Below are 23,226 nucleotides of genomic sequence, written 5' to 3' on the forward strand. Positions count from 1 at the left end.
CGCTAGTGCGTCGGGTGCGGCGACGACGGTTGGGGTGTCGGGGGCGCCGGTGGCTGCTGCGGCGGTAGCGGGTTTCCTGCGTCGTCGCAGCCTGGCTCATTTCCCGTGATGGAGCCGCCACACGAGCCAACCAGCTTGGCTTGGATATCGAGGATCATCTTCAGATGGTGGCGAACGGTCGTGCGCGTCTCTTTGACGAACGCCTTGAGCTCGGCGTGCTCGTGCGTGTGCAACAGCCCCTCGAGGATCCCGAGCGCGCGAATGTGCCCCAGGACCTGCCGGTTCACGTAGTGGGATTGTATTTCGGTCGCGGAGAGCGTGGCCGACGCAGCCACGTCACGCTCCGAGTCCTTGGTGAGCTCCTTCGAAATACCGTTGGTGACGATGCTGATGTTTAGCTTGGCGACCAAAGCCTTGAGCGCGTCGCGATGCGCTCCGTGGTCTTTCACCATGAGGCGCGCGAACTCGCGGACTTTGGCGTCGATCGATGCATCCACCACGAGGGTGGACTCGTTCACCTCCCCCATGTCGAGCGCGTCCAAAATGGCGGCCGCTTGGCCCTCGGAGCAGATGGTGGGTGGGGTGACCGTTCCTCCATCCTGACCGCATCCGCTCTTCCCATCTTCATCGTGCGGACACGCGGATTCGGAGCCACCCGCGACGGGATTGTCGGCCGAAGGGTTGTCGCCTTCCAGCGGGGTTTGATCGCTGCCGCTCGCCCCCTGTGACGAGCAAGCGACGAGCGCGGCGACCAAGAGGGATGCTCCAACACCAAAGTTACGCAACGAGTGCATCATGAGTACCTCCTAGGCGCGCGCCGGGTGCAAGGTCGGTGCTCACATCGTGGTCCCGCCCGATTCATCGCGAATGGCGTGCGGTGTGCACACGATGGAATCATGAGCACGAAAGCAGAGGAGTTTGCGAGCCTCCAAGAACGAGCGAAGCCCGCCAAGAAGGCCTCACCGAAGCGCAGGGTCAACGCGCGAAACGCAAAGAAAGAAGACGGCGCGCGCGTGCACGAACGAGCGCTGCGGGTCACCAGCGGCAGGCCGGCCAACGCCAAAACGGCGCGCCGCAATGTAAAGGAGGATACGGCTCACGCGTCGGCGTACACCCTCGAAGACTCGGGCAGCGGGCGCCCCTCCCGCAAATCGACGCGTCGCGCGGCCAATCGAAGCAAGCCCGATAGCCAATTGAAACGCCGCGAGATGCGAAGGACGAGCGCGCCCAAATCGCGGGCGGCCAGGGCCGCCGTAAAGAACCCGTCCTGATGCGCCCGCGTGACCGAGCGCGGCACTCGACTTGCTACATAGATGGTTATGTCGCTTCGACGCCCGCATCTTTATACGTTGGAGTGAGCGCCGTCGCGATTGGAACGCCACGCGACATGGCGCCTGGTGCGCCACGCGAGGCTCGCCACCGCGAGCACGATGCCGAAGGCGATCGCGTCGCGGGACGAATGCTCATCGCCGGAGGCGGAACAACCGCCATCGCCCGTGGGCCCGACCTCGCCGCCCGGCGGAGGCGCTGCGTCGTAGCCCGCATCGAGGCCACCGCTCGGCGGAGGTGCGGCATCCGCGGTGGGGCCTGCGTCCGGGCCTGCGTCGCTCGGGCACGTCTTACCCGTTCGCGGAAAGTACAATTGCCCGCGGATCTCGCCATCGGGGTACGCGGCGGTGCGAACGCTGACGTGGAGGTTGCCGGTTTGCAACGCGCCGATCTCCGCCGGATCGAGCGCGGTGTCGACGGTCGTTCGTGTGGCCCCAGGTCCAGGCAGGGGCCGCGCGACGGTGCCGCGGCTTCCGCAGGCGCCGATGCCGAGATCCACGCCCGCCGGCGGGGCGCTCAGCCCGGAGTACTCGATGGTGCCGGCCAAGGTCTTCGCCTCGTCATCGAATTGCAAGACCGCCGTGCCCGTGACCGGGGTCGCGTTGGGGGGAACCGGCTGCGATCCATCGAGGGTGGCCTTGTAGGTGGTGACCGCCGCGCGCGCCGTGCCGGCGAAGAGGATTGTGCAAACGAAGAAGGCGAGTGCTCTCATGGTTGCGCTCCCGAACAAATCCAATCGCGAATGGCCGTTTTTTGCGCGGTCGACAAAGTCCCTACTTGCGGCATGCCGCCGCCCACCGTCTCGCCGTTTGGACCGGCGAACCCTTTGAGGTCGCCGCCGAGCACCTTGAGCATCATGGTGCTGGTGTGCGGCGCGCCGGGATCCACGATTTTCAGCGTTTTTGCGTAGCCGATCGACGCGACGCCGCGCGTGGACGCGAGCCCCTTTTCGGCCGTGGACATGTCCGGCGCCGTTCCGCCGGCACCGCCATGATGGCAGCCCGTGCACGCGGGGCCGATGACTTGCGCGTGAAGATCCGCGAAGGTCATCATGGCCCCGTTTTCACATTGCAGCTCGGAGGCGATACCGCTCTGTGGCGGGGGATCCGTGGCCGCCGAGCACGCGGTCAGCAGGATCCCGAGATACGCGAAGGTTCGATTCGTCATGTGTTCCCTTCAAGCCAAGGCCGATGCCACGACTTTGCCTTTGCCGATGCTCGCGTCGAGCACCTGCTGCGGTACGCCCACGGCGCGGGCCAATGTTTTTCCGAACGCGCCCAAGGTCTCGTGCACCGGCACGTCCCCGATGGGGATCGCGGTGTAGTCCTGCGACGAGCCGGGCGCGATGCCGCCGACGACGCCGGCCCGAATCGATTTGCCAATCATCACGGAGACATGGTGATCGGCCCAATGATTTCGGCCCTTGGCGCCCAATTGCTTCAAGGTTCGCCCGAACACGTTGAGGGTGGCGAAGGTGACCCGATCTTCGAGCCCGTAGCTTTGCAGTGTGCTCATCAATGTAGCGATGTGGCTGACGCCGGAGATCGTCTGCTCGCTCTCCTTCAGTAAATTGAAGTCCGCGTGGTTGTCCTCCCCGAAGGGGATGCGAATCACCACCACCGGGGTCACGTTCATGGCGATCAACACCACCGCCCCGATGATTTGACCGGCCACGTCGTTGTCCTTCACCTGCGTCAGATCGCTCACCAGCTTGTCGGAGATGGCGCGCGTCTCGTTGCGCGAGCGGGCGAGGCCGTCCACGAAGGCCCGCTGCGACGCCGACCCTTTCGCTTTGAGCCGCGCGTGCAGCTTGTCCATGCTCTTGTCGCGCAGCGCGGTCAATTGCGCGAGCGCGCCTTGGGGATGAATGAGCACGTCGCGCAACGCGACGGGGTTCATATTCGGAATGACATTGCCGTCGAAGGTGATGTACTCGGGACGGGTCGCGCCCACCAGGGACGCGGGGGCCGCTTGGATGGTGCCCAGGCAGCTCCGCAGGTACCGCGAAAGGAGCGAAGGCAGCATCTCGCCCCCTTGGGTCGCCCCCATGAGCGCGAGCACCTTGGGAATGTCCGGGTGAATCGTGGTCATGGTGGCCATGTGAAAGAAGCACGTGCGCGCGCGCACCCACTCGGGCAATGTCGACCAAGGCTGCGCGGCCGTCGTCTCGACCTGCCCCAGCTTGAACGGGGTGGGCGCCATTTTGGGAGCGAGCGCCGGATCCGGATGGATCACCCCGGGATCGAGGTACGTCCCCGGAGCATTGGCGTTGATGGGATCCCCGTCGCCGCTCACGCTGAGGACGAGGAACCGCGCTTGGCCCGCCTCGGCGCACTCGGGCTCCGCGTATTCATCCGCCCGTGCTGATTCGGCTCGAAGCAGAAAAGAGGCAGGCAGGCCCGTGGCCAGGGCACGTAAACCGAGCCAACCTGCCCCGAAGAGACCCTGGGCCAAGAGACTTCTACGGCTGGTATTCATCATGAGAACGTCTCCTAAAGGCCCATGGCGCTGCTGGAAGGGGAGGTGCACGCGAGCACGAAGGTGGATCGGAGCGCGTCCGTCGCGCTGTATCCTGCTTTCACGGCTTCGTCGTGGTGCTCGGTGAGGATGTTGCGCACGTCGTCGAATCGCGCATCCAACGGAGGAATCGCCATGACGATGCGCACGAGATCGCGGATGGCCTCTGGATCGGCGCTGGAGAAGCAGCGCTGTCCGGGGAGGCACGCGGGGGGATCCACCGCGCGCTCGGCCATGCGCTGGCAAAGATTTTCCACCGCGGAGGTGAAGAACAGATTGGGCTCCCGCGGCAAGAGCGGGGTCGCCACGCCGCGGGCGTAGCTGGCACCGGGGACGCCGAAGGCCAAGTTCTGAATCGGGGTGGGGGCGGTCGCGTTCAACTCGCACACATCGGCCAGCCCCAGGCGATTCTGCAGCGCCGCGCAGAAATGGTCGCGGCGCGCGATGGTCGCCGGCGGCTCCGGGTACGACGCGGTGGGGACGGCCGACGTTACCAGCGGTGAGCTGAATAATTCACGTACGAGGGATTTGAAATCGTAATGGGCGTCGCGGAAGACGTTCGTCACGCGAACGAACTCGGGATCCGAATCGAGGCAGGGGCTCGAGCTCGCGTAGTGGCAAAGCTTCTGCACCCACGCCGGGGCGAAGCGCGGATGCTGCGCGACGATGGCCGCCAGATCGCGCACGCCCGTCCCTCCGGCGACCGTGTCGTCGAGGACGAATTTGGCCACTTGCTGCTCGGGTTTCAGCTCCTGCGTTTGCCGATGGTACGTGACCGAGAAGCTCTGCCGAACGAAGTTTCGCATGGGATCGAGGGTCTGGTGGCACGCGAAGCAGGTGGTGCCGGGCGCGGAGTGCTGGGCGTCCGGCTTCCCCGTCTCGCTGACCGGCGTGGCCTCGGAGCTGGCGATGCTATAGCCGAGGCCCACGATCAAGGTCTGGTTGATGGTCACCCGGGCCAGGTTGCTCGCGTTGGTGGGCCAATTGGCGAAGAACGCCGGCGTGGTCATGAAGCCCACGCGCGGTACGTTCAGGACCAGCTCGCGCTTGCTGCGAAAGTCGGGGAGGCTCCAATACATGGAGGCCTCCTCGGCTGGCGACGGCGGGCGCACCTGGACCATGTGCCAGTCGTTCCAGTCGGCCTCGGTGAACTTTTGATTGAAGAGATAGGTCAATAGGGCCTGATCGACCCGCGTCGGTTGCTTCAATTCGATGACCTCGCACTTGGGTATGCCGTTCTTCCGCGGGCACGGCTCGTAGAAGTGCAAAAAGTGGGGGCTCTTCGGATCGATCGACGCTTCGAAGGGGACCGAGGTCGTGTCGTCGTAATGGAGCACGAATTGGAGCGCATTTCCGTACTTGGAGACCAGGGTGCTGGACGTCACCGCGTCGTCGTCGATGGTGACGTTGTCCAAGTACGCGAGCAAGGCCATGAGCGGCGGGTTGAGCACGAAGCGCTCGGTGGCCACGGTCTCGGTGAACGGGCGTCCCTCGTCCACGAGCTGCATGGCCGTGAAGGGAAAGCTCATTTCGGCGCTGCGAACCAGGCGCGCCGTCACGGCCGGGGTCAGGCCCGGGAGCTTGCCGCCGATTTGATCTTCGAATTGAAGAAAGCCAATTTGCGTTTGCTGGAATGCCTGTTTGAAGAACTCGAGCATCTTCTGACGAAACTCGGGTGTCTCCATCCAGGTGTCGATGAGCCCCGGAAGGGCAGAAGGGTTGGCGAGGGCCGTCTCCGCCTCCTGGTCGGTGGGCGGGAGGCCGGTGAGCAAGTTCTTCACCTTGGCGGTGTAAGCGACGGGCGAAGGAAGCTCGGCGTGCGATTCGGAGTCGCCGCTGCAGGATGCCAGAACGGAGGCGAGCGCCACCGCCGTGGCCGCCCAGCGGCACGTCGTCGTCGTGGTCATGAGGCGACTCTGGAGGCGAGATCTTAAGTTTCTCTGAAGCCGTCGATCTCGCTCTGAAATCCACCCTCGGGCGGCGCGGAGAGGCGCAGATCCCAGCCGTGCGCGCGTGCGACGCAGAAGGCGATGTGCAAGCCCAACCCGCGCCCTTGCGGCTCGCGGGAGCGCGCGGCGTCTCCTCGGACGTGCCGTTCGACGAGACGGGCGCGCTCCTCCTCGGAGATGCCGGGGCCATCGTCCGTCACCCGCAGCACGAAGCGGCCTGCGCCCCTGGCCTCGAGGAGCACCGCCACATGCCCTTCGTCGTGGTTGTAGCGGACGGCGTTGGAGACGATGTTGCTCAGCGCCTGCTCGATCATCGTGACATCGCCGCGCACCCGCAGGGGCTCCTCGGGGATCGCGTGATCGAGCTGGATGCGCCGCTGCCGCGCGATGGGCGCGTGGCGGCCCACGACGCGTTCGACCACCTCGCCGAGGCTCACCGAATCCTGCCGGAGCTCGGGCTCACCGGCCTCCAGCGCGGCGGCCAGGGCCAGGTTGTGAACGAGCGAAGCCATGTAGTGCGCCTCGTTCATCGCCGGCACGATGCTCGCCGGGTCGAGGAGCTGGCCCTGCTCGGCGCGCTGCCGAAAGGCCGCCAGATGGCCGTGCAGCACGGTGAGGGGGATCATCACGTCGTGCGTCGTGTTCTCCAGGAACGCGCGCAACGCTCGTTCGCGCCGCTGCTGCCGCGCCATCTGCGTACGGATCGCGTCGCCCGCCTCCACGAAGGCGCGCGCCAGCTCGCCTATCTCGTCGTCGCCGCGAACGGTGATGGTGTTGCGGTAGTCGTCCTTGGCCGAGTCGTTTACCTCTTTGGTGAGCCGCCGCACCCTTCGAACGATGGGGCCCGTGGCCAGCAGCACCGCGCCGAACGCCACCAAGGTGACCGGCAAAAGAACGTGCACCGGGAACACGAGCCCCAGGCGCGCCGGCCGCGGCCCGTCCTGCCGCATCATCATGGCGCGGCGCCGCAACGCCTCGCGCCCGGTGTCCTCCGCGAGCAAGGTCTCGCGCTCGTGCAGCCGCGCCCACGCGATGAGCGTCATGATGGGCACGATGGCCGCGACGGTGGCCAGCGCGACGCGGAGGCGCAGCCTCATGGCTCGGCCCGCGGTACGCGAAGGCGGTAGCCGAGGCCCCACACCGTCTCGATGAGGTTCTCCTGGCCGAGCTTCTTCCGGATGCGCGAGACGTGCACGTCCAATGTGCGCTCCGTCCCGTCGCGGTCGGGATCGAGCACGTTCTCCACCAGCCACCGGCGCGTGACGACCGCGTTGGCGCGGCGGACCAACGCGGCCAAAATGTCGAACTCGACCCGGGTGAGCTCCACGGATTTTCCGCCGGCCTTCGCCGTGCGATGCTCGGGGTCGACGCGGACCGGGCCGGCTTCGAGCGCGCCCTCGCGCTGCATCGTCGGGCGGCGAAGCCGTGCGCGCACCCGCTCCACCAGCTCCTCGGGCCAAAAGGGCTTGGTCAGGTAATCGTCGGCGCCGAGCTTCAGCGCGCGCACTTTGTCGAAGGAGTCGTTGCGCGCGCTGAGGACCAACACGGGGACCTCCGAGAAGGCGCGCAGCCCTTTGAGGATGTCCATCCCGTATTCACCCGGGAGCATCAAATCGAGGATCAGGAGACGAATGCCGGAGGCGATGGGCGGCGTGAGCGATTTGCCCTCCGTCCACCAGAGGGTCTCGAACCCCGCCTCGCGAAGGTGCTCGACCACTTGGGCGCCGAGGAGACGGTCGTCCTCCACGAGCAAGATGCGACCTTCCATGCTGGGAAGGGATAGCACCGCCGCGCCGATGCCGCGACCCGGAGGAAAATCGCGCCGCGGTGGCGTACGTTACACGTTGGCGCGGGCGCCGTCGGGTACGGCTTGGAAGAAGCCCTGGTGCTCGAGCAAATGCAGCGGCGTATCGAAGAGATCCGACAGGCGCGCGCTCGTCACCACCTCCGACTTCGGCCCATCGGCGACGACGTGACCTTTGCGCAGGAGCACCACGCGGGTGATCTCGGGCGGGATCTCGTCGACGTGGTGGGTCACCAAGACCAATGTGCGCTGCTCGTGCACGAGCTTGCGAATGAGCGCGATGAACTCGAACTTGGCCTTCATATCGAGGCTCGCGGTGGGCTCGTCCAGCACCAAGATGCGTGGATTGTGCACCAAGGCGCGCCCCAGGAGGCAGCGGCGCTGCTCCCCGGACGACATGGCGCCAATGGGCTTTTGCGAAAGCTCCGCCGCGCCCAATTCGGTCAGCACCTCCTGGGCGTGCGCGCGCTGATCGGCCGTCGGCTGCAAGTGCGAAAAGTAGCCCACGCCCACGCTGGCGAAGAACCCGGAGAGCACCACGTCGAGGCCGCGGACGCTGCGCTCGTATTGCATTTGCAATTCGTGTGAAACGAGCCCCAGCTGCTTGCGCAGGTCGAAGACGTTCCAGCGCTCCTCGCCCAGGATGCGGACCCAGGAGCCCGCGCGCGCCACCGGGTAAATCTCGCGCGAGAGGAGCCGCAGCAACGTCGATTTGCCGGCGCCGTTGGGGCCGAGGATGGCCGTGTGGCTCCCTTGCTCGATGCGCAGCGACAGGTGCTCGAAGACGCGCGTGTCGCCTCGATACACTTCCGCGTCGTGGATGTCGATGAGCGGGGGTGTCTCGTTCGTCATACGCGTCATTCGATGGGTGCGGCTTTCGTCATCGTCGTCTTACTCGTCATACGATATTTCGTTCGGGGCGCGTGGCGCCGGCGGTAAAGCGGGCGGCGGAGAGGCCGGAGACGTCGACCGCGGGCTCACGGCCCAAGTAGAGATCGCGAATCGTCTCCCCAATGGCCGGGCCTTGCAAAAAACCATGGCCCGAAAACCCCGTCGCGTAAAGGAAGCGCGACAGCGACGGCGCCTCGCCCACGATGGCGTTGTGATCGGGGGTGATCTCGTACAAGCCCGCCCAGCCGCTGGCGATGCCGGCGCTCCCCACCGCGGGCGCGCGTCTCTCCGCGGCCGCCAGCAAGGATGGAACCCACGCGTCGTTGCGATCGAGGTGAAAGCCGGGGGGCTCCTCTTGGTACGACATGCCCACGAGCAGCCCGCGCCCTTCGGCGTGGAAGTAAAACGAGGTGGCGAAATCGATGGTCATGGGCATCGGCGGCAAGCTCGCCATGGGCTCCGTAAAGAGCACCTGACGGCGGTAGGGCGTGACCGGAAGATCGACGCCCACCATGTCGCCGACCTCGCGCGACCACGCGCCGGCCGTGCAAATCACCGTGCCCGTCTCGATGGATCCCAGCGATGTGTCCACGTGCCGGATGCTCCCTCCGCGGGTCTCGATGTTCGTCACCCGACACTGCGTGGCGATATGAACCCCGCGCTGGCGTGCGCCCCGCGCGTACCCGTAGACGACGGCCTCCGGCGTGGCGAGGCCGTCGTCGGGGCTGAAGGCCGCCGCGAGGAGACCGTCCGTCTCGATGAGCGGGCTGAGTCGTTTGGCTTCTTTGGGCTCGATGAGCCGGCTGGGCACACCGTATTCGCGTTGCAGCGCGATGCTCTGCTCGAAGGCGCGAACGTCTTCGTCGCGCGAGAGGAGAAAGAGATAGCCCGCGCGGCGAAAGTCGATCTCCTGGCCGGGGCGCTCGGGGAAGCGCGCGAAGGCCTCCAAGCTGCGCTGGGCGAGCTGGATGTTGACCGGATCGGAGAACTGCGCGCGCACGCCGCCGGCGGCCTTGCACGTGGAGCCGGAGCCGAGCTCGTTCTGCTCGAGGAGCACGATGCCCTCGGCCCCAGCCTCGGCCAGGTGAAACGCGATGCTCGTTCCCATCACGCCACCGCCGATGATGACGGCCGCGGCCTTCGAAGGCAGTTCGCTCATAGTGCGATCCTGGTTCCGCGGCCCGCCTGCCGGGCGCGGTCGATGAGTGCCCAAGCGGCGGCGGCGTCCTGCACGCCGACGCCCACGCTGTTGTACACGATGATCTCGTCGCGGTGGCGGCGCCCCGGATGGCGGCCCAGCACCACGTCGGAGAGCGGAACGAGATCCTCGACGTTGCGCTCGCCGCGGCGGAGCGCCGAGACGATGAGACCTCCGTGCGCGACCTCGGTCGGCACGTGATCGACCACCAGCACGCTCGCGCGCCCGGTGGCCACGGTGTCGATCTCGGAGCGCGTCTCCGTGAACGATCCCACGGAGAGCACGGTGGCCCCGGGTGACAGCCAATCGCCGCGCAGCACCGGCTCCTCGCTCGAGGTGCACGTGACGATGACCGAAGCGCCCTCCACCGCCGACTGCGCATCGGCGTAGGCGACCACGTCGATGCCGAGCTCGGCGAGCAAGGTCTCGGCGGCGCGCTCGCGGTTGGCCCGCGTGGGGCTCCAGATGCGCACTTGATCGAAGCGATGAACCCGGCGGATCGCGCGGATGTGCGCCATGCCTTGAACACCGCTTCCGAGCACGGTGAGCACGTGCGCCGGGACGCTCTTGAGGAGGGAGATCGCGAGGGCGCTCGCTGCTGCAGTGCGGCGCGTGGTCACTTCGTTGCCGTCGATGATCGCGATCGGCCGGCCGTCGACGGGATCGAGCGCGGTCACCACCGACTGCACGCTCGGCAGACCCTTCGCGCCGTTGTGCGGGTGAACGCTGATGAACTTGCTCACCGCGCCGGTGTCATCCGACATGCGCGCGGCGTAGCAGAGCGCCATATTCTCGCCGGCCGGGAGCACGAGCTTCTCCGGCAAACAGGCCGCGCCGAGCCCGAGCTGCGCGAACGCCTGCCGCTGCGACTCGATGGCGAGGTCCCAGTCGTACAGCTCTCGAACGTCCGACGCGCTCAGCACGAGCATCTCGTACGCCACGCAACTGGTCTTACACCGAATTCTGCGGCGACGCGAGATCGGCGTGCGGGGGATGCCCTTTCCAAATATATCGTGAGACGATATATACCCCTCGTGCCGAAAGCCGTCACCCTGGCCGAGTACCGAGCGCTGGCGGAGATCCGTTATCGGATCCGTCGATTCATCAATTTCAGCGAGGCCAGCGCACGCGCCGTGGGGCTCGAGCCTCAGCAGCATCAGCTTCTGCTCGCGATCCACGGGCTGCCGCCCGAAGAGTTTCCCACCATCGGCCGCATCGCCGAGCGCCTTCAAATCCAGCACCACAGCGCCGTCGAGCTGGTGAACCGCTCGGCCGAAAACGGCTTGGTGAAGAAGCGACCGAGCGAGCGCGATCGGCGCGAGGTGCTCCTCGAGGTCACCCCGCGCGGCCGGCGCCTCCTCGAGAAGCTGGCGGTCGCACATCGCACCGAGCTTCGTTCGGTCGCGCCCACCTTGCTCGAGACGCTCGCCGCCCTGGTGACGGGCGAGGGGCCGGCGCTCGAGGACGACGATCCCGAGCTCGAAAGAGACGACGACCCCGAGAACGACGCGAGCGACGAGCAAGCCAAGCCAGCCAAGCCAGACAAGCCAGACAAGGAATTCGAGCGATGACTGCCGAGCCAAGAAACGCGACCCCGATCTCCGAGGAGCTCGGAGATTTCACCACCACGAAGCGGGTCGTTCCGCTCACGCTCCTCGCCGCGGTCATCGGAGTGCTCAGCGCGTACCTCGCGCTCGGCCTGCTCAAAGCCATTTCCCTCTTCACGAACCTCTTCTTCTTTCAGCGCGTGAGCCTGGAGAACGCATCGCCGGCGCAGCATCACCTCGGCTACGCGGTGGTGCTGGTGCCGGTGGTCGGCGCGCTGCTCATCGGGCTCTTGGCGCGCTACGGCTCGGAGAAGATCCGCGGGCACGGCATCCCGGAGGCCATCGAAGCGATCCTCGTTCGCGGCAGCCGGGTCGAGCCGCGGGTGGCGCTCCTCAAGCCGCTCTCGTCGGCGATTTCGATCGGGTCCGGCGGTCCGTTCGGCGCGGAGGGGCCGATCATCATGACCGGCGGCGCCTTTGGCTCGCTCATCGCGCAGTGCTTCGAGCTCACCAGCGCCGAGCGCAAGACGCTCTTGGTCGCAGGCGCGGCCGCGGGCATGAGCGCCACCTTCGACGCCCCGCTGGCCGCGGCGCTCTTGGCCGTGGAGCTCCTCCTCTTCGAGTGGAAGCCGCGCAGCATGATCCCGGTGAGCGTCGCGAGCGTGGTGGCGGCCAGCGTGCGCCCGTATCTTCTGGGGGTCGGGCCCATCTTTCCGGTCCCGTCCTTGGCGGCCGCCGAGGTGCACCCCACGTGGTCGCTCGTCCTCGGCAGCGTCGCGTGCGGGCTCGCGGCCGGCGCGATGTCCGGGCTGCTCACGCGCGGGGTCTACTTCTTCGAGGACGCCTTTTTGAAGCTCCCGATTCACTGGATGTGGTGGCCCGCCATCGGCGGCTTGACCATCGGCATCGGCGGCTTGATCGAGCCGCGCGCCATGGGCGTGGGGTACGACACCATCGAGGCGCTGCTCCATGGTGAGCTGCTCGGAAAGGCCCTCTTGGTGCTGATGGTTGTCAAGGCAACGATCTGGGTGGTGTCGCTCGGCTCGGGCACCTCGGGCGGTGTGCTGGCGCCGTTGCTCATCATGGGGGCGTCGCTCGGGGGGCTCGAGGCGCACGTATTGCCCGATATGGGCCGCGGTTTTTGGCCGCTGGTCAGCATGGCGGCCATCCTGGGCGGCACCATGCGCTCGCCGTTCACGGGGATCGTGTTTGCGCTGGAGCTCACGCACGCGTGGAGCATGGTGATCCCGCTGCTCCTGGCGGTGCCGATGGCCCACGCCTTTACGGTGCTGGTCTTGAAGCGCTCGATCCTGACCGAAAAAGTGAGCCGGCGCGGCTTCCATTTGAGCCGCGAGTACGCCACCGATCCGCTGGAGATCCTCTTCGTGCGCGAGGTGATGCGCACCGACTCCGATGCGCTGGCCCGCTCGGTGGCCGCCTTTGGTGAGGGCGCCGGGGCGGCGGCGGGGAAGATGCCGGTCGCGCACCCGGGCGAGCCGCTTCGAACGGCCGTTTACCGCATGGCGCAAACCGCTCGAACGCGGCTCCCGGTGGTGGCCGGCCGCGAACCCACCGGTGTGGTCGGCGAGATCACGCTGGAGGACATGCTCGCCGCGCGGGTGCGCCACCTCGAAGAGGAGCAGCGGCGCGAGCGCGTTCTCCTGCGAAAGGTGCCGTTCCCGCGCAGCTTCGCGCGCCGCGCACGCTGACGTCTTTCTCCTCGAACCGGGGCGCGGTATCGTTCCCACGAGGAGCACCGATGCCGCGTCGCAAAAACCCGACCGATGCCGTCGTCGCCGAGCTGCGCGCGTTCGGCTTGGCGTACCCCGAGACCCATACGAAGAGCCCCTGGCCGGGTCACCTCGATCTGGCGGTGAAGGACAAAACGTTCGCCTTCCTGAGCGCGGAGGGCGAGCCTCTTCGCATCTCGTGCAAGCTGCCGCACTCGCATGAGGCGGCCCTGCTATTTCCATTTGCGAAGCCGACGCCGTATGGTCTGGGAAGGAGCGGGTGGGTATCGGCGGAGTTCGAGGAGGGGGAAACGCCGCCCGTGGACTTGCTCAAGTCGTGGATTGACGAGAGCTACCGCGCCCTGGCGCCGAAAAAGTTGGTGGCGAGCCTTCCCGCGGTGGGCGGTTCGGCGCCTGTGCGAAAGGTGCCCGCGGCTGCCGCCGCAAAGCGGAAAGTGCCTGCTGCTGCTGCCGCCGCAAAACGGAAGGCGCCTGCCGCTGCTGCCGCCGCAAAACGGAAGGTGCCGCCTGCTGCTGCCGCCGCCGCAAAACGGAAGGCGCCTGCTGCTGCCGCCGCAAAACGGAAGGTGCCCGCGGCGGCTGCCGCCGCCTCTGCTGCGAAAACGAGCACGGTGAAACGAAGTGCCGTAAAACGTACACGTTAGTTCGATCCGAAATCGAACCAAGGAGGTCACGATGGCCGTCGAAGCGAGTCGCTCATGGGGAATGAATGACAACGTTGTCGCCGAATCGGGTGCGCGGCTGCCCCTCCTATCGAGGTTGCGGTGGGCCGCGCTCGTCGCGTCCGTGTTCGCAGCCTCGTGCACGGCGCCGTGTGCGAACAGCGAAGCGGGTGACGAGCAGGGTTTGCGCGAGACGTCGCCCGCGTTGCGAACGGCGCACGAGGCGCGTGCGAACGAGGCGGCCGCCGTGGCCATCATGCCGCTGGGCGACTCCATCACCCATGGTGCGGGGAGCAGCACCACGTCCAGCTACCGCGCCGAGCTGTGGCAGCGCATGGTGGGCTTGGCGGGATATCCCATCGACTTCGTCGGCTCGCAGCGGGATGGGCAGCTGCCCGACATCGATCACGAGGGGCATTCCGGCTGGCGCATCGATCAAATTGCCGCCAAGATCGACGGCTGGCTCGCCACGTCCAAGCCGCAAATCGTTCTTTTGCATATCGGCACCAACGATATGAATCAGAACTACCAAGTGGGCACCGCCCCCGACCGACTCAACGCCCTCATCGACCAGATCCTGGCCGGCGCGCCCGGCGCGACCGTGGTGGTCGCGCAAGTGGTGCCCGCGCTCGATGGCGCCATCAACGGCCGGATCGCCACCTTCAACGCGGCCATCCCCGGCATCGTGCAGAGCAAGGTGGCGCAAGGCAAACGCGTGCGCATGGTCGACATGTTCCACGCGCTCTCGAACGCGGACCTCGCCGATACCTTGCACCCGAACGACTCGGGTTACGCCAAAATGGCGAGCCTCTGGTACGCGTCCCTGGAGCGCATCTTGGCCGACGGGCGCGAGTGGCCGCACGTCGTCACCGGCTTGGAGGCGGGGCAAACGGCGCCCGCGTGGCTGGACACCGTCGAGGCGAGCACGAACGTTGGCGGCTATCCCTGTTGCGGACTGACCCGCATGGAGTCCTCGCCGCGCAACGAGCTGGCGCACGGCGGTGTGAGCGCGCTGATGTACTCCGGCAGCGACAAGAGCGCCTCGGGGCCGTCGTATTCGTACAATCGTGTCTTCGACGTGCATATCCCCATCAGCACCGATACCGTGCTCTCGTATTGGATTTATCCGCAACAGGCGAACGGCACCTTCGTGGCCCTCGATTTTGCCATGACCGACGGCTCCAACCTGCGCGACTCCGGGGTGGTCGATCAATTCGGCGCCCGCGTTCACCCGCAATTTCAAGGGGAGGGGAAGCACCTCGCGGTGAACCAATGGAACCTCGTGCGCGCCAATCTGGGGCGGCTCGCGGGCAAGACGATCGATCGAATCCACCTCGGTTACGATCAACCCGCCAACACGGGCGCGTATCGCGGTTACGTGGACGACATTCGAATCGTCGATACCCCCGCACCGTGATCGCGGCCTTCGAATCGTCGATACCCATCGCACCGTGAGGCGCGTCACCGATTGGCGCAATTGGCTCGCCATTTCGGATGAATCGGGCGTGTAAGGATGTCGTTCATCCTGGCTATTCGAACCCCCAGGAGGGATTTATGGATTCGAACGTTGGTATTTGCAACACAGTCTCGAAACTCCGAATGGAACGCCGCACGTGGGGTCAGCGTATGGCGCTCGTTCTCACCGCGGTGGCGGTGGGGGCGTGCGGCGCGGGAGAGAGCTCCTCGGATCCCGAGCCAGGGCATCGCGCAGCGAATCTCCTTGCGGCAGCGGCGGCCCCCCAGGCGGTGCTCACCGCGAGCGATGCGGTCGAGAACGATTGGTTTGGTTATCAAGTCGCCATCGACGGTGATACGGCGGTCGTGGTGGGGCAAAGCACGGTACCGGGAACCGCCGTGGTACTCTATGTGTTCACGCGGCAAGGAGGCACTTGGACCGAGCAGCAGCGGTTCGTTACCGGCGATCCACTCGAATACGGCGCGATTGCGCTGCAGGGCGATACACTCGCGGTGGCGGCCCATCAAGGCGTGTACGTCTTCATGCGCTCGGGCGGCACGTGGAGTTTGACGCAAAAGATCGCGCCGCCGGCCTCCACGCAAGGATCGCACACCTACTTTCCATCGATCGCGATGGATGGAGACGAGCTCGTGCTCGGATGGCCCATGGATCCCGCGGGGGGGTCGAACGCGGGCGCCGCCTTCGTCTACACGCGCGCGGCTGCGACCTGGTCGCTCGCGAAAAAGCTCGTTGCGAGCGATGGGGCCGCGGAAGAAGCCTTTGGCTGGGCGGTCGGCATCGAAGGCGACCGCATCGCGGTGAGCGCCCCCGGCGACGACGATCGCGGCCAGTACTCGGGCTCCGTGTACCTCTATGCGCACGCGACCCAAGGTTGGACCCAGCAGCAAAAGCTGCTTCCCAGCGCGACGACCTCCGAGGGCCTGTTCGGCTATGTCCTCTCGCTCCACGGGGGTACGCTCGCCGTGGGCGCTCCGGGGGACAACACGATCGCGGCGACCGCGGGCGCGGCCTATGCCTTCGCCGAGTCCGGCGCGGGGTGGGTGGAGCAGGCCAAACTGCTCCCCGCCGACGGCAAACCCAATCTGCAATTTGGCGGCAGCATCGCCGCATCCGGGGCGACGGTCGTAGCGGGGACACTTCACGCCGCAAAGACCTGGGGGGAGGAGTTGGGCGGGGCCTACGTGTTTGGACGGGCGGCCGACGGGGGCTGGACGCAGCGCCACAAATTCACCTCGGGCGATCCGGCGAAGCTCCACAGCTTCGGATACACCGTGGCCATGCATGGAAGCACCTGCCTCGTGGGCAGCCCGGTCCAGAAGCGGGGACCCGGTGAGGTATACGTCTTCGGGCTCCCGTGAGCGGTCCGAAATCCCCGGGGTGTGGTGCCTTTGCCGAGGCGTTGCGACGAAGCTTCACGGAAACACCTGCCTCGTGGGCAGCCCGGTCCAGAAGCGGGGACCCGGTGAGGTATACGTCTTCGGGCTCCCGTGAGCGGTCCGAAATCCCCGGGGTGTGGTGCCTTTGCCGAGGCGTTGCGACGAAGCTTCACGGAAACACCTGCCTCGTGGGCAGCCCGGTTCAGAAGTCGGGACCCGTGAGGGGGGCGTCTTCGGGCTCCCCTGAGCCCTTCGAACCGCCGTTGTGGCGCCTCATGCCCTCGTTGTGGCGCCTTATGCAGAGCCTTCACCGAGGGGTGCTTCTGCCGTTGACAACTAAGACGTTAGTACTAAGCTCTTAGTCATGTCCAAGGACGCGACCGAAAAGCCCCCGATGCTCACGCGAGCAGAGTCGGAGGTCATGCAGGTGCTTTGGAAGCGCGAGGTCGCCACCGTCCACGACGTGGTCGAGCACTTGCCGCGGCCGGTGGCGTACACCACGGCGCTGACCATGTTGCGCATCTTGGAGCAAAAGGGATACGTGCGGCACGAGCCGCATCCGGATGGGGGGCGGGCGCACGTGTACCGGGCGACCGCCCCCGTCTCCAAGGTCCAGCGCAGGCACGTTCGCGATTTGGTCGACCGGCTCTTTGGCGGGCGCGCGGAGAGCCTGGTGGTCGGGCTCCTCGAGGACGAGACCTGGACGCGCGACGAGCTGGAGGCGCTGAAGAGCGAAATCGAGTCGAGGTTGAAGACGGAAGGACAGGCCGCGGAGTCTTCACGGGAGCCGCGGGTACGTGCAAAATCGAGCAAGCAACATGGATAAGCTGACCCTCTCGACGTTTGGATTGGGCATCGTGCTCGCGTGGGGATCGCTCCTCGGGTGTGCGCTGGTTTTGCGTGTGCCGTTCGCGAAGGGCCGCAAGTGCGGATCGCTCTTGGCGTCGCCGACGTTCCGGTATCGGACCCTCGTCCTCGCGTGGATGGGCGCTGCGTCGATGCTCCTGCTTCCATCGCTTCGGGAGAGCGGCGCGGGGCTCTCGGAGCAGGGGTGGCAAGGGCCGTGGAGCCGCGAGTGGTCCGAGGCGGCGCCGGTGCGCGCGGCGGTGGACTGGGTGCGGCCGTGGGTCGGTCCGTCGGAGTGGTCCGCGTCGCCGGTGGGGCATGCGCTCGCCGTGGTCGCGTTGCTCTGGGGCGCGCTGGTCGTGGTTTCGCTCGTGCGCACGGTGGTGGGCCATGTGCGGCTCGGGCGCGTGTGCGCGCGGGCGACCGAGGCGCCGCTGCACGTGCAGGCGCGCGCGGCCGTGGTGGCCGAGCGGCTCGGGATGCGCGCGCCGGTGCTCTTGGTTTCGGACGAGACGGAGGCCCCTTTTGCGACCGGGTTCCTCTCGCCGCGCATCGTGCTGCCGCGCGCGGAGCTCGCGGCCTTCTCCGAGGAGCAGCTCGATTTCGTGCTGCACCACGAGCTGGTGCACGTCGAGCGCGGCGATCTCCGCGTGGCCTTCCTGGTGGGGCTGGCGCGCCTCGTCTTCACGGGGCACCCCTTGGGCGCGAGCTTCCTGGGCGAGATCGCGGTGGCGCGCGAGGCCAGCGTCGATGCGCGGGTCGCGCAAGATAGACCCCTGCAGTATGCACATTTTTTGCTGGAGCTGGCGCAGCGGCTGTCGATGGCCAACGGCATGAAGGGGACGGTCCCCATGGCCGACTCCACGCTCTCGCGGCGCATCGCGCTCCTTCTATCGCCCTCGCGCGCGTGCCATGCGCCGCCGCCGCGCACCCAGAGGCGCGCCGCCATGCTCCTCGGCGCCGCCGGCCTCGTCCTCGCAGCCTGCGTCTGGTTTGCGCCCACCTCGTGGGCGGCCGCGGCCGATGTGAAGCTCCCCGAGACGTGGGTGAACGACAACTCGCCCAGGCCGCACGCGTGCACGGAGCTCGGCGGCCCCAAGTAACCCGTTCGCGGTCAGCAAGCTAGGGATACCTGCGTATCGGCGCGCCGGCACATGGAGGGATCCGTGCGCCTTTCCAAAATACTTGTATCTACAACTTAACCTTATGAACGCTCGAACCGCCCATCGCGCGACGTTGGGCAAAATCACGAAAGGAACGATCATCATGTTTCAATCGAAACCGTCCCGTATCGCTCGGCGACTCGCCATCTTCCTCGCCGTCGCCGCCGCCGGCCTCGCGCTGTCGACCGGGTATGCCTCGGCGTCCCGGTCGTCGACCTCCGGTGAGGCCTCCAGCGGACACAATTGTGATGGCGGAGCGAAGTAACCTCGCCTTCGCGCTGCTCGCGTCGAGCTTCCTGCTCGGCGCGTGCGGCGGATCGCAGCCGCAGCCGCGCGCGCCCGAGGCCCGCGCGAGCTCCACGGAGACATCGGGCGAGACGATCCGCACGCCGACGGGCGATGTCCACGATTTCGATTATCTCGTCGGAAACTGGAACGTGGTGAGGCGGCGGCTCAAGGAGCGCGGCGTCGGAAGCAACGATTGGGAGACCTACTCGGGCACCACCAAATCCGTGGCTTACCTCGGCGGGATGGTCAATGTCGAGGAGAGCGAATCGCCCGGCAGAGGCTCCGGGGCGACGGTGAACGTCTTCGATCTCGCGAAACGCCAATGGTCCATTTATGAAATCAACGGCAAAGTCGGGAAGCTCGAGAACCCCAACGTGGGCGGGTTCACCGGCAATCGCGGAGAGTTCTACGGGGAGGACGAAGACAAAGGCCGGCCCATAAAGGTGCGCTACATCTGGACCAAATCCGGGCCCGATACCGCGCGCTGGGAGCAAGCGTTCTCCTACGACGGCGGCCGCACCTGGGAGACGAACCGCACGAGCGACTTCACGCGCGCGCGTTGAAGCGCGCCGGAAGGCGCCCGTATTCTGCTTCCTTGGAGTTGATTCTACGCGTTTGGAACAGGGCACCCATCGGGCCCGCAGGCGTCGCCTTCGGCGAAGGTGATGGGTTTTGCCTCGAGATCCTTCCAGGCGCGCTGGAGCGCGGCGAGGAGGTGCTCGGCGGGTTGCGCGCCGGAGACGGCGTAGCGACCCCCGAGCACGAAGAACGGCACGCCTTCGATGCCGAGATCGCGCGCTTGCTCCTCGTCGGCGCGCACCGCCTCGGCGTGGGCGTTCGTCTCGAGCTGGTGGCGGACCTCGTCCGCGTCGAGCCCGGCTTCGCTCGCCAGGCGCACGAGCACCTCGCGCTCGCCGATGGCCTCGCCCTCGGTCATGTACGCGCGTAGAAAACGCTCCTTCACGGCATCCTGCACGCCGCGCTCATGGGCAAAGTGCAGCACCCGGTGGGCATCGAACGTATTTCCGGGCTTGATGCGCTCGAATTGAAAGTCGAGCCCGTCGCCCTTGGCCACGGCGACCATGCGATCGATGCTCCGCTGCGCCTCGACCTGAGTCGTTCGGTATTTGCCGGCGAGGCGCTCGGCATAGGACACATTCGGATCGCGCACCCGCGGCGCAGCTGGATCGAGCTCGAAGGCGTGCCACACGACCTCGACCGCGTCCCGATGTGGGAAGCGCTCGAGCGCGGCCTCCAGCCGGCGCTTTCCGATGTAGCACCAGGGGCAAGCGATGTCGGACCAGATGTCGACGGCCAATCTCCTCTTCATCGTGGGTCGCAAGGTAACGCACGATGATCCCCGTGCCAGTCCTGGCAGGATCCGCGAAGAGGCCCTACGCACAACGATTGCGCAGCGCGAAAAACACGCTCGGGCGCCGCGAAGACCGCGCTCGCGTTGCGGCATTTGCCGACCCCAAGCGATGTCCTACCTGGAATCGCTCGGGACGCGGCTCTATGCGTGCGGTCATGTCCGATCCGCAAGACTCCGAGGTGTTCGAGCTGCCGAACTTCGAGTTGGAGCAAGGCGCCACCTTGCGGCCTGCGAAGCTCGTCTACAAAACCTACGGCACCCTGAACGCCGACCGATCCAACGCCATCGTCTATCCGACGGCGTACGGCGCGCGGCATTCGGACAATGAATGGCTCATCGGGCCCCGACGTGCGCTGAACCCGGAGAAGTACTTCATCATCGTGCCGAACATGTTCGGCAATGGCCTCTCGTCCTCGCCGTCGAACACGCCGCCGCCGCACGATCGCGGGAACTTTCCGCACATCACCGTGCGGGACAACGTGCGCGCGCAGCACCGCTTGGTCACCGAGCGGTTCGGGATCGAGCGGCTGGAGCTGGTCACGGGTTGGTCGATGGGGGGCTTGCAGACGTACCAGTGGGCGGTCAGCTATCCCGCTCTCGTGAAACGCGCACTACCGTTTTGCGGATCGTCGACGACGTCGCCCCACAACATCGTCTTTCTCGAAGGGCTGGAGGCTACCCTGACCGCCGATGCCGGGTGGAACGGTGGCTTTTACGAGCAGCAGCCGAGGAAGGGCCTGCGCGCGTTTTCACGCGTCTATGCGGGTTGGGGTTTCTCCCAGGCCTTCTATTGGGAAAAGCTCCACCGGCAGCTCGGGTTCGAGTCGCTCGAGGATTTTCTGGTCGGATTTTGGGAGAAGGACTTCGGGAGCCACGACGCCAACGATCTGTTGGCCATGTTGTGGACGTGGAAGCACGCGGACATCGGCACCACCCCGGGGAGCGATGGCGACGTCCGCCGGGCCCTCGGCTCCATCCGCGCGCGCACCGTCGCCGTGCCCGCGGAGAAGGACCTCTACTTCCCGCCCGAGGACGAGAAATGGGCGAGCCAATTCATCCCCAACGGCGATGTGCGCGTCATCCCCGGCGTGTGGGGGCATCTGGCGGGTCTCGGCATCAACCCGCCCGATACGGATTTCCTCGATGGTGTGCTGCGCGAGCTGCTCGCGAGCTCACTCTGACGGATCGCCGACCAGCGACTTCAGGGCGTCGTTCGAAGGCTCGTCCGCGTTTTCCGGGGCGTGCTCGGACGGCCCCAGCTCGGACGGCCCCAGCTCGGACGGTTCCAGCTCGGGCGAGCGCGCGGTGAGCGAGCTTTTGGGCATCAGGAGTTGCTTCTCGCAGCTCGGTTCCCATTTCGCGGCGTTGAAATCGGTGCAGGAGATGGTCTCGAACGACGGGATACATTTGAGTCGAAGCGCGTTTTCGTTGCGGACCCCGACGACCTTGTAGCAGCCGCTCCCGAACTCCGCGTCGAAGGCCGCGCGCACCTCTTTTTCCGCATTGCCACAACGAGCGGCTGCGGCGACGACGCTGTTCCTCAGCTGAATGCAATAGTCTCGGGCCCTCGCGACGGTTTTTGGATCGGGGCTCGGATCGGACTGCGGATTCGGATTGGGCCGCAGGGGCGGATCGTCGTTGCTGCTGCACGCCGTCCCCGCGAGGCACAAGGCGATGGAGATGGCGGAAAGAAAAGTTAAGGAAGAATAAGTCATGAGCGATAGCTCTCCTACGATGTTCGCGCAGGCGAACACCTCGATAACTTGGTAACGAATCGGTCCTCGAAAGCGTGCGGCGCCTCCGGAACCGCGCGTTCGCACCTAGTGCAAAGCAGCGGCCACACCTCGTCGGCGACCGCACGTGCACGCATGTCCGCGTTTTCCTCGACCGGCGCGCGCGCGGCGCGCAGACACCTCGTATCGCCCTGCGGTCGCAGATGGCCACATGTAACCGCACGTTCATGTAGTCCGCCGCGCGCGGGCGGCCCGCACCTCACCGAGGGCGTTCGGCGACGTAAATGTTGTAGTGGGCGGGCACCTCCTCCATGTACCGCGTCAGATACAGGCGGCATCCATCGCGGGAGATGGCGGCCGGCATATCGCGCTCCGGGGAGCTCACCGTGGGGAGGATGGTCGGCGCTTCGAACGGCTTGCTCACGTCCTCGCGCCGCGCAGTCCAAATATCGTAGTGGCCTTGTTCGGCGGGATCTCCGCGGGGACCGGAGGCGAAGTAGAGCGTCTTGGCGTCGAGGCTGAGGACGGGCGCGTTCTCGTGGCCGGCCGTGTCGATCTCCGCCACCCGCGCCGGCGCACCGAACGACGTTCCATTGAGCTTGGCCACGTAAAGGGCGAACCCCGTATCGCCGCGGTTCGAGCCGAACCAGAGCTCGTTGCTCGCGGCGGAGAAGAACGGCAAACCGTCGTATCGCGCCGTGTTGAGCCCCGGTATGGGCACCGGCTCCGAGAAGTCTCCGCCGCCGTCGCGGGTGGCCATATAGAGATCGTAGCTGGTTTGCTCGATCCGCCGGACGAAGTAGATGGTCGATGCATCGCCCGTCAAATTGGGATCGACGTCGTCCACCGAGGTCGCCAAGGCGCTCACCCGCTCGACATGGTCGAAACGCTCCGAGCGGCTCGTACGCGTGGCGCGGTAGATATCGAAATCCGTAGCGCTGCCGACCCGCGAGAAATAAATGATCGTCTCATCCTCCGAGATCCACGGCCACCCATTGATCCCGGCCGAGCCGATGCCCGGGATGGGCTGCGGCGCCCCGAACGGTTTTCGAGGATCGCACGCGCCGCCGCCCGCCTCCGGATCCGCCTGCGGGGGACCCCCTTCGACCGAGGGCCGCCGCTCGGGAAGATCGTCGATTCCAAGAATGCCGGCGCACGATGCCATGGCCCCAACCAGTCCAAGCGTGATTGCACCTGCCCATCCACGTCGCATCGGAAGGGCTCCAGTGTACGTCGTCCGCTCCACCAGGGCGCACGAAAGGCGCCGCCTTGCATTTGTTAAGAAACTTTACTAATAGATCGCGGTCGCAGCAACATCGGTCG

General features: G+C 66.4%; 23 protein-coding genes. 10 read left to right on the forward strand and 13 right to left on the reverse strand.

The features are described 5' to 3' along the window. Positions 1 to 2: 2 nt before the first annotated feature. Positions 3 to 797, reverse strand: coding sequence for a DUF4142 domain-containing protein (locus LZC94_00700; GenBank protein ID WXB15797.1), 795 nt, complete (start codon positions 795 to 797; stop codon positions 3 to 5). Positions 798 to 896: 99 nt separating this feature from the next. Between LZC94_00700 and LZC94_00705 the strand changes: the two genes are divergently transcribed. Beyond that, the gene (locus tag LZC94_00705; protein WXB15798.1) at positions 897 to 1,271 is read left to right on the forward strand and encodes a hypothetical protein; all 375 of its coding nucleotides are present in this window, start codon (positions 897 to 899) and stop codon (positions 1,269 to 1,271) included. Between the two features lie 71 nt (positions 1,272 to 1,342). Here the strand turns inward: LZC94_00705 and LZC94_00710 are convergent, their stop codons facing one another. The 9 genes from LZC94_00710 to LZC94_00750 all read right to left on the reverse strand — a co-directional run bounded on the left by LZC94_00710 (position 1,343) and on the right by LZC94_00750 (position 10,611). Continuing rightward, positions 1,343 to 2,041 carry a CHRD domain-containing protein gene (locus LZC94_00710; GenBank protein ID WXB15799.1) on the reverse strand — a complete coding sequence of 233 codons (699 nt, stop codon included), beginning with the start codon at positions 2,039 to 2,041 and terminating at the stop codon, positions 1,343 to 1,345. Continuing rightward, positions 2,038 to 2,496 (reverse strand): hypothetical protein, encoded by a 459-nt coding sequence (locus tag LZC94_00715; protein WXB15800.1) that lies wholly within the window; start codon positions 2,494 to 2,496, stop codon positions 2,038 to 2,040. The genes LZC94_00710 and LZC94_00715 overlap by 4 nt, the downstream gene beginning before the upstream one ends. A gap of 9 nt (positions 2,497 to 2,505) precedes the next feature. Continuing rightward, positions 2,506 to 3,810, reverse strand: a complete 1,305-nt coding sequence (locus tag LZC94_00720) for a DUF1501 domain-containing protein (GenBank protein WXB15801.1) — start codon at positions 3,808 to 3,810, stop codon at positions 2,506 to 2,508. An 11-nt stretch (positions 3,811 to 3,821) separates the two neighbouring features. Then, positions 3,822 to 5,753, reverse strand: a complete 1,932-nt coding sequence (locus tag LZC94_00725) for a hypothetical protein (GenBank protein WXB15802.1) — start codon at positions 5,751 to 5,753, stop codon at positions 3,822 to 3,824. Positions 5,754 to 5,776: 23 nt separating this feature from the next. Next, positions 5,777 to 6,892, reverse strand: a complete 1,116-nt coding sequence (locus tag LZC94_00730; protein ID WXB15803.1) for an ATP-binding protein — start codon at positions 6,890 to 6,892, stop codon at positions 5,777 to 5,779. Next, complete coding sequence (locus tag LZC94_00735) at positions 6,889 to 7,563, reverse strand: response regulator transcription factor (GenBank protein ID WXB15804.1); 675 nt, start codon at positions 7,561 to 7,563, stop codon at positions 6,889 to 6,891. The genes LZC94_00730 and LZC94_00735 overlap by 4 nt, the downstream gene beginning before the upstream one ends. Positions 7,564 to 7,632: 69 nt before the next feature. Then, a complete protein-coding gene (locus tag LZC94_00740) occupies positions 7,633 to 8,451 on the reverse strand; it encodes an ATP-binding cassette domain-containing protein (GenBank protein ID WXB15805.1) in 819 nt (272 codons plus the stop codon). Positions 8,452 to 8,497: 46 nt separating this feature from the next. Next, complete coding sequence (locus LZC94_00745; protein ID WXB15806.1) at positions 8,498 to 9,649, reverse strand: FAD-binding oxidoreductase; 1,152 nt, start codon at positions 9,647 to 9,649, stop codon at positions 8,498 to 8,500. Next, a complete protein-coding gene (locus LZC94_00750) occupies positions 9,646 to 10,611 on the reverse strand; it encodes an ornithine cyclodeaminase family protein (GenBank protein WXB15807.1) in 966 nt (321 codons plus the stop codon). Before LZC94_00750 ends, LZC94_00745 begins: the two co-directional genes overlap by 4 nt. Before the next feature lie 111 nt (positions 10,612 to 10,722). On the opposite strand from LZC94_00750, the gene LZC94_00755 reads away from it, so the two are divergent. The 8 genes from LZC94_00755 to LZC94_00790 all read left to right on the forward strand — a co-directional run bounded on the left by LZC94_00755 (position 10,723) and on the right by LZC94_00790 (position 19,361). Next, positions 10,723 to 11,259: a MarR family transcriptional regulator gene (locus LZC94_00755; protein WXB15808.1), complete on the forward strand. Its 537-nt coding sequence runs from the start codon at positions 10,723 to 10,725 to the stop codon at positions 11,257 to 11,259. Then, positions 11,256 to 12,944 (forward strand): chloride channel protein, encoded by a 1,689-nt coding sequence (locus LZC94_00760; protein WXB15809.1) that lies wholly within the window; start codon positions 11,256 to 11,258, stop codon positions 12,942 to 12,944. The genes LZC94_00755 and LZC94_00760 overlap by 4 nt, the downstream gene beginning before the upstream one ends. Before the next feature lie 50 nt (positions 12,945 to 12,994). Next, positions 12,995 to 13,630 carry an MmcQ/YjbR family DNA-binding protein gene (locus tag LZC94_00765; GenBank protein WXB15810.1) on the forward strand — a complete coding sequence of 212 codons (636 nt, stop codon included), beginning with the start codon at positions 12,995 to 12,997 and terminating at the stop codon, positions 13,628 to 13,630. Between the two features lie 61 nt (positions 13,631 to 13,691). Then, the gene (locus LZC94_00770) at positions 13,692 to 15,065 is read left to right on the forward strand and encodes an SGNH/GDSL hydrolase family protein (GenBank protein WXB15811.1); all 1,374 of its coding nucleotides are present in this window, start codon (positions 13,692 to 13,694) and stop codon (positions 15,063 to 15,065) included. Positions 15,066 to 15,274: 209 nt separating this feature from the next. Then, the gene (locus LZC94_00775; protein ID WXB15812.1) at positions 15,275 to 16,483 is read left to right on the forward strand and encodes an FG-GAP repeat protein; all 1,209 of its coding nucleotides are present in this window, start codon (positions 15,275 to 15,277) and stop codon (positions 16,481 to 16,483) included. Between the two features lie 382 nt (positions 16,484 to 16,865). Next, the gene (locus tag LZC94_00780; protein ID WXB15813.1) at positions 16,866 to 17,327 is read left to right on the forward strand and encodes a BlaI/MecI/CopY family transcriptional regulator; all 462 of its coding nucleotides are present in this window, start codon (positions 16,866 to 16,868) and stop codon (positions 17,325 to 17,327) included. Continuing rightward, complete coding sequence (locus LZC94_00785; GenBank protein WXB15814.1) at positions 17,320 to 18,450, forward strand: M56 family metallopeptidase; 1,131 nt, start codon at positions 17,320 to 17,322, stop codon at positions 18,448 to 18,450. Before LZC94_00780 ends, LZC94_00785 begins: the two co-directional genes overlap by 8 nt. Before the next feature lie 308 nt (positions 18,451 to 18,758). Continuing rightward, positions 18,759 to 19,361, forward strand: coding sequence for a hypothetical protein (locus tag LZC94_00790; GenBank protein ID WXB15815.1), 603 nt, complete (start codon positions 18,759 to 18,761; stop codon positions 19,359 to 19,361). 44 nt (positions 19,362 to 19,405) lie between these two features. Here LZC94_00790 and LZC94_00795 read toward each other — a convergent pair whose 3' ends face one another. Then, positions 19,406 to 20,128, reverse strand: a complete 723-nt coding sequence (locus LZC94_00795; GenBank protein ID WXB15816.1) for a DsbA family oxidoreductase — start codon at positions 20,126 to 20,128, stop codon at positions 19,406 to 19,408. Between the two features lie 197 nt (positions 20,129 to 20,325). Here LZC94_00795 and LZC94_00800 point away from each other — a divergent pair, with 197 nt between their 5' ends. Then, positions 20,326 to 21,351, forward strand: coding sequence for an alpha/beta fold hydrolase (locus tag LZC94_00800; GenBank protein ID WXB15817.1), 1,026 nt, complete (start codon positions 20,326 to 20,328; stop codon positions 21,349 to 21,351). Here the strand turns inward: LZC94_00800 and LZC94_00805 are convergent. Together LZC94_00805 and LZC94_00810 are read right to left on the reverse strand one after the other, a co-directional pair. Further along, complete coding sequence (locus tag LZC94_00805; GenBank protein ID WXB15818.1) at positions 21,343 to 21,885, reverse strand: hypothetical protein; 543 nt, start codon at positions 21,883 to 21,885, stop codon at positions 21,343 to 21,345. The genes LZC94_00800 and LZC94_00805 overlap by 9 nt on opposite strands. A 277-nt stretch (positions 21,886 to 22,162) precedes the next feature. After that, positions 22,163 to 23,068 carry a hypothetical protein gene (locus tag LZC94_00810; GenBank protein ID WXB15819.1) on the reverse strand — a complete coding sequence of 302 codons (906 nt, stop codon included), beginning with the start codon at positions 23,066 to 23,068 and terminating at the stop codon, positions 22,163 to 22,165. Between the last annotated feature and the right edge of the window lie 158 nt (positions 23,069 to 23,226).

Source organism: Sorangiineae bacterium MSr11954 (assembly GCA_037157815.1).
Taxonomy (GTDB): domain Bacteria; phylum Myxococcota_A; class Polyangia; order Polyangiales; family Polyangiaceae; genus Pendulispora; species Pendulispora albinea.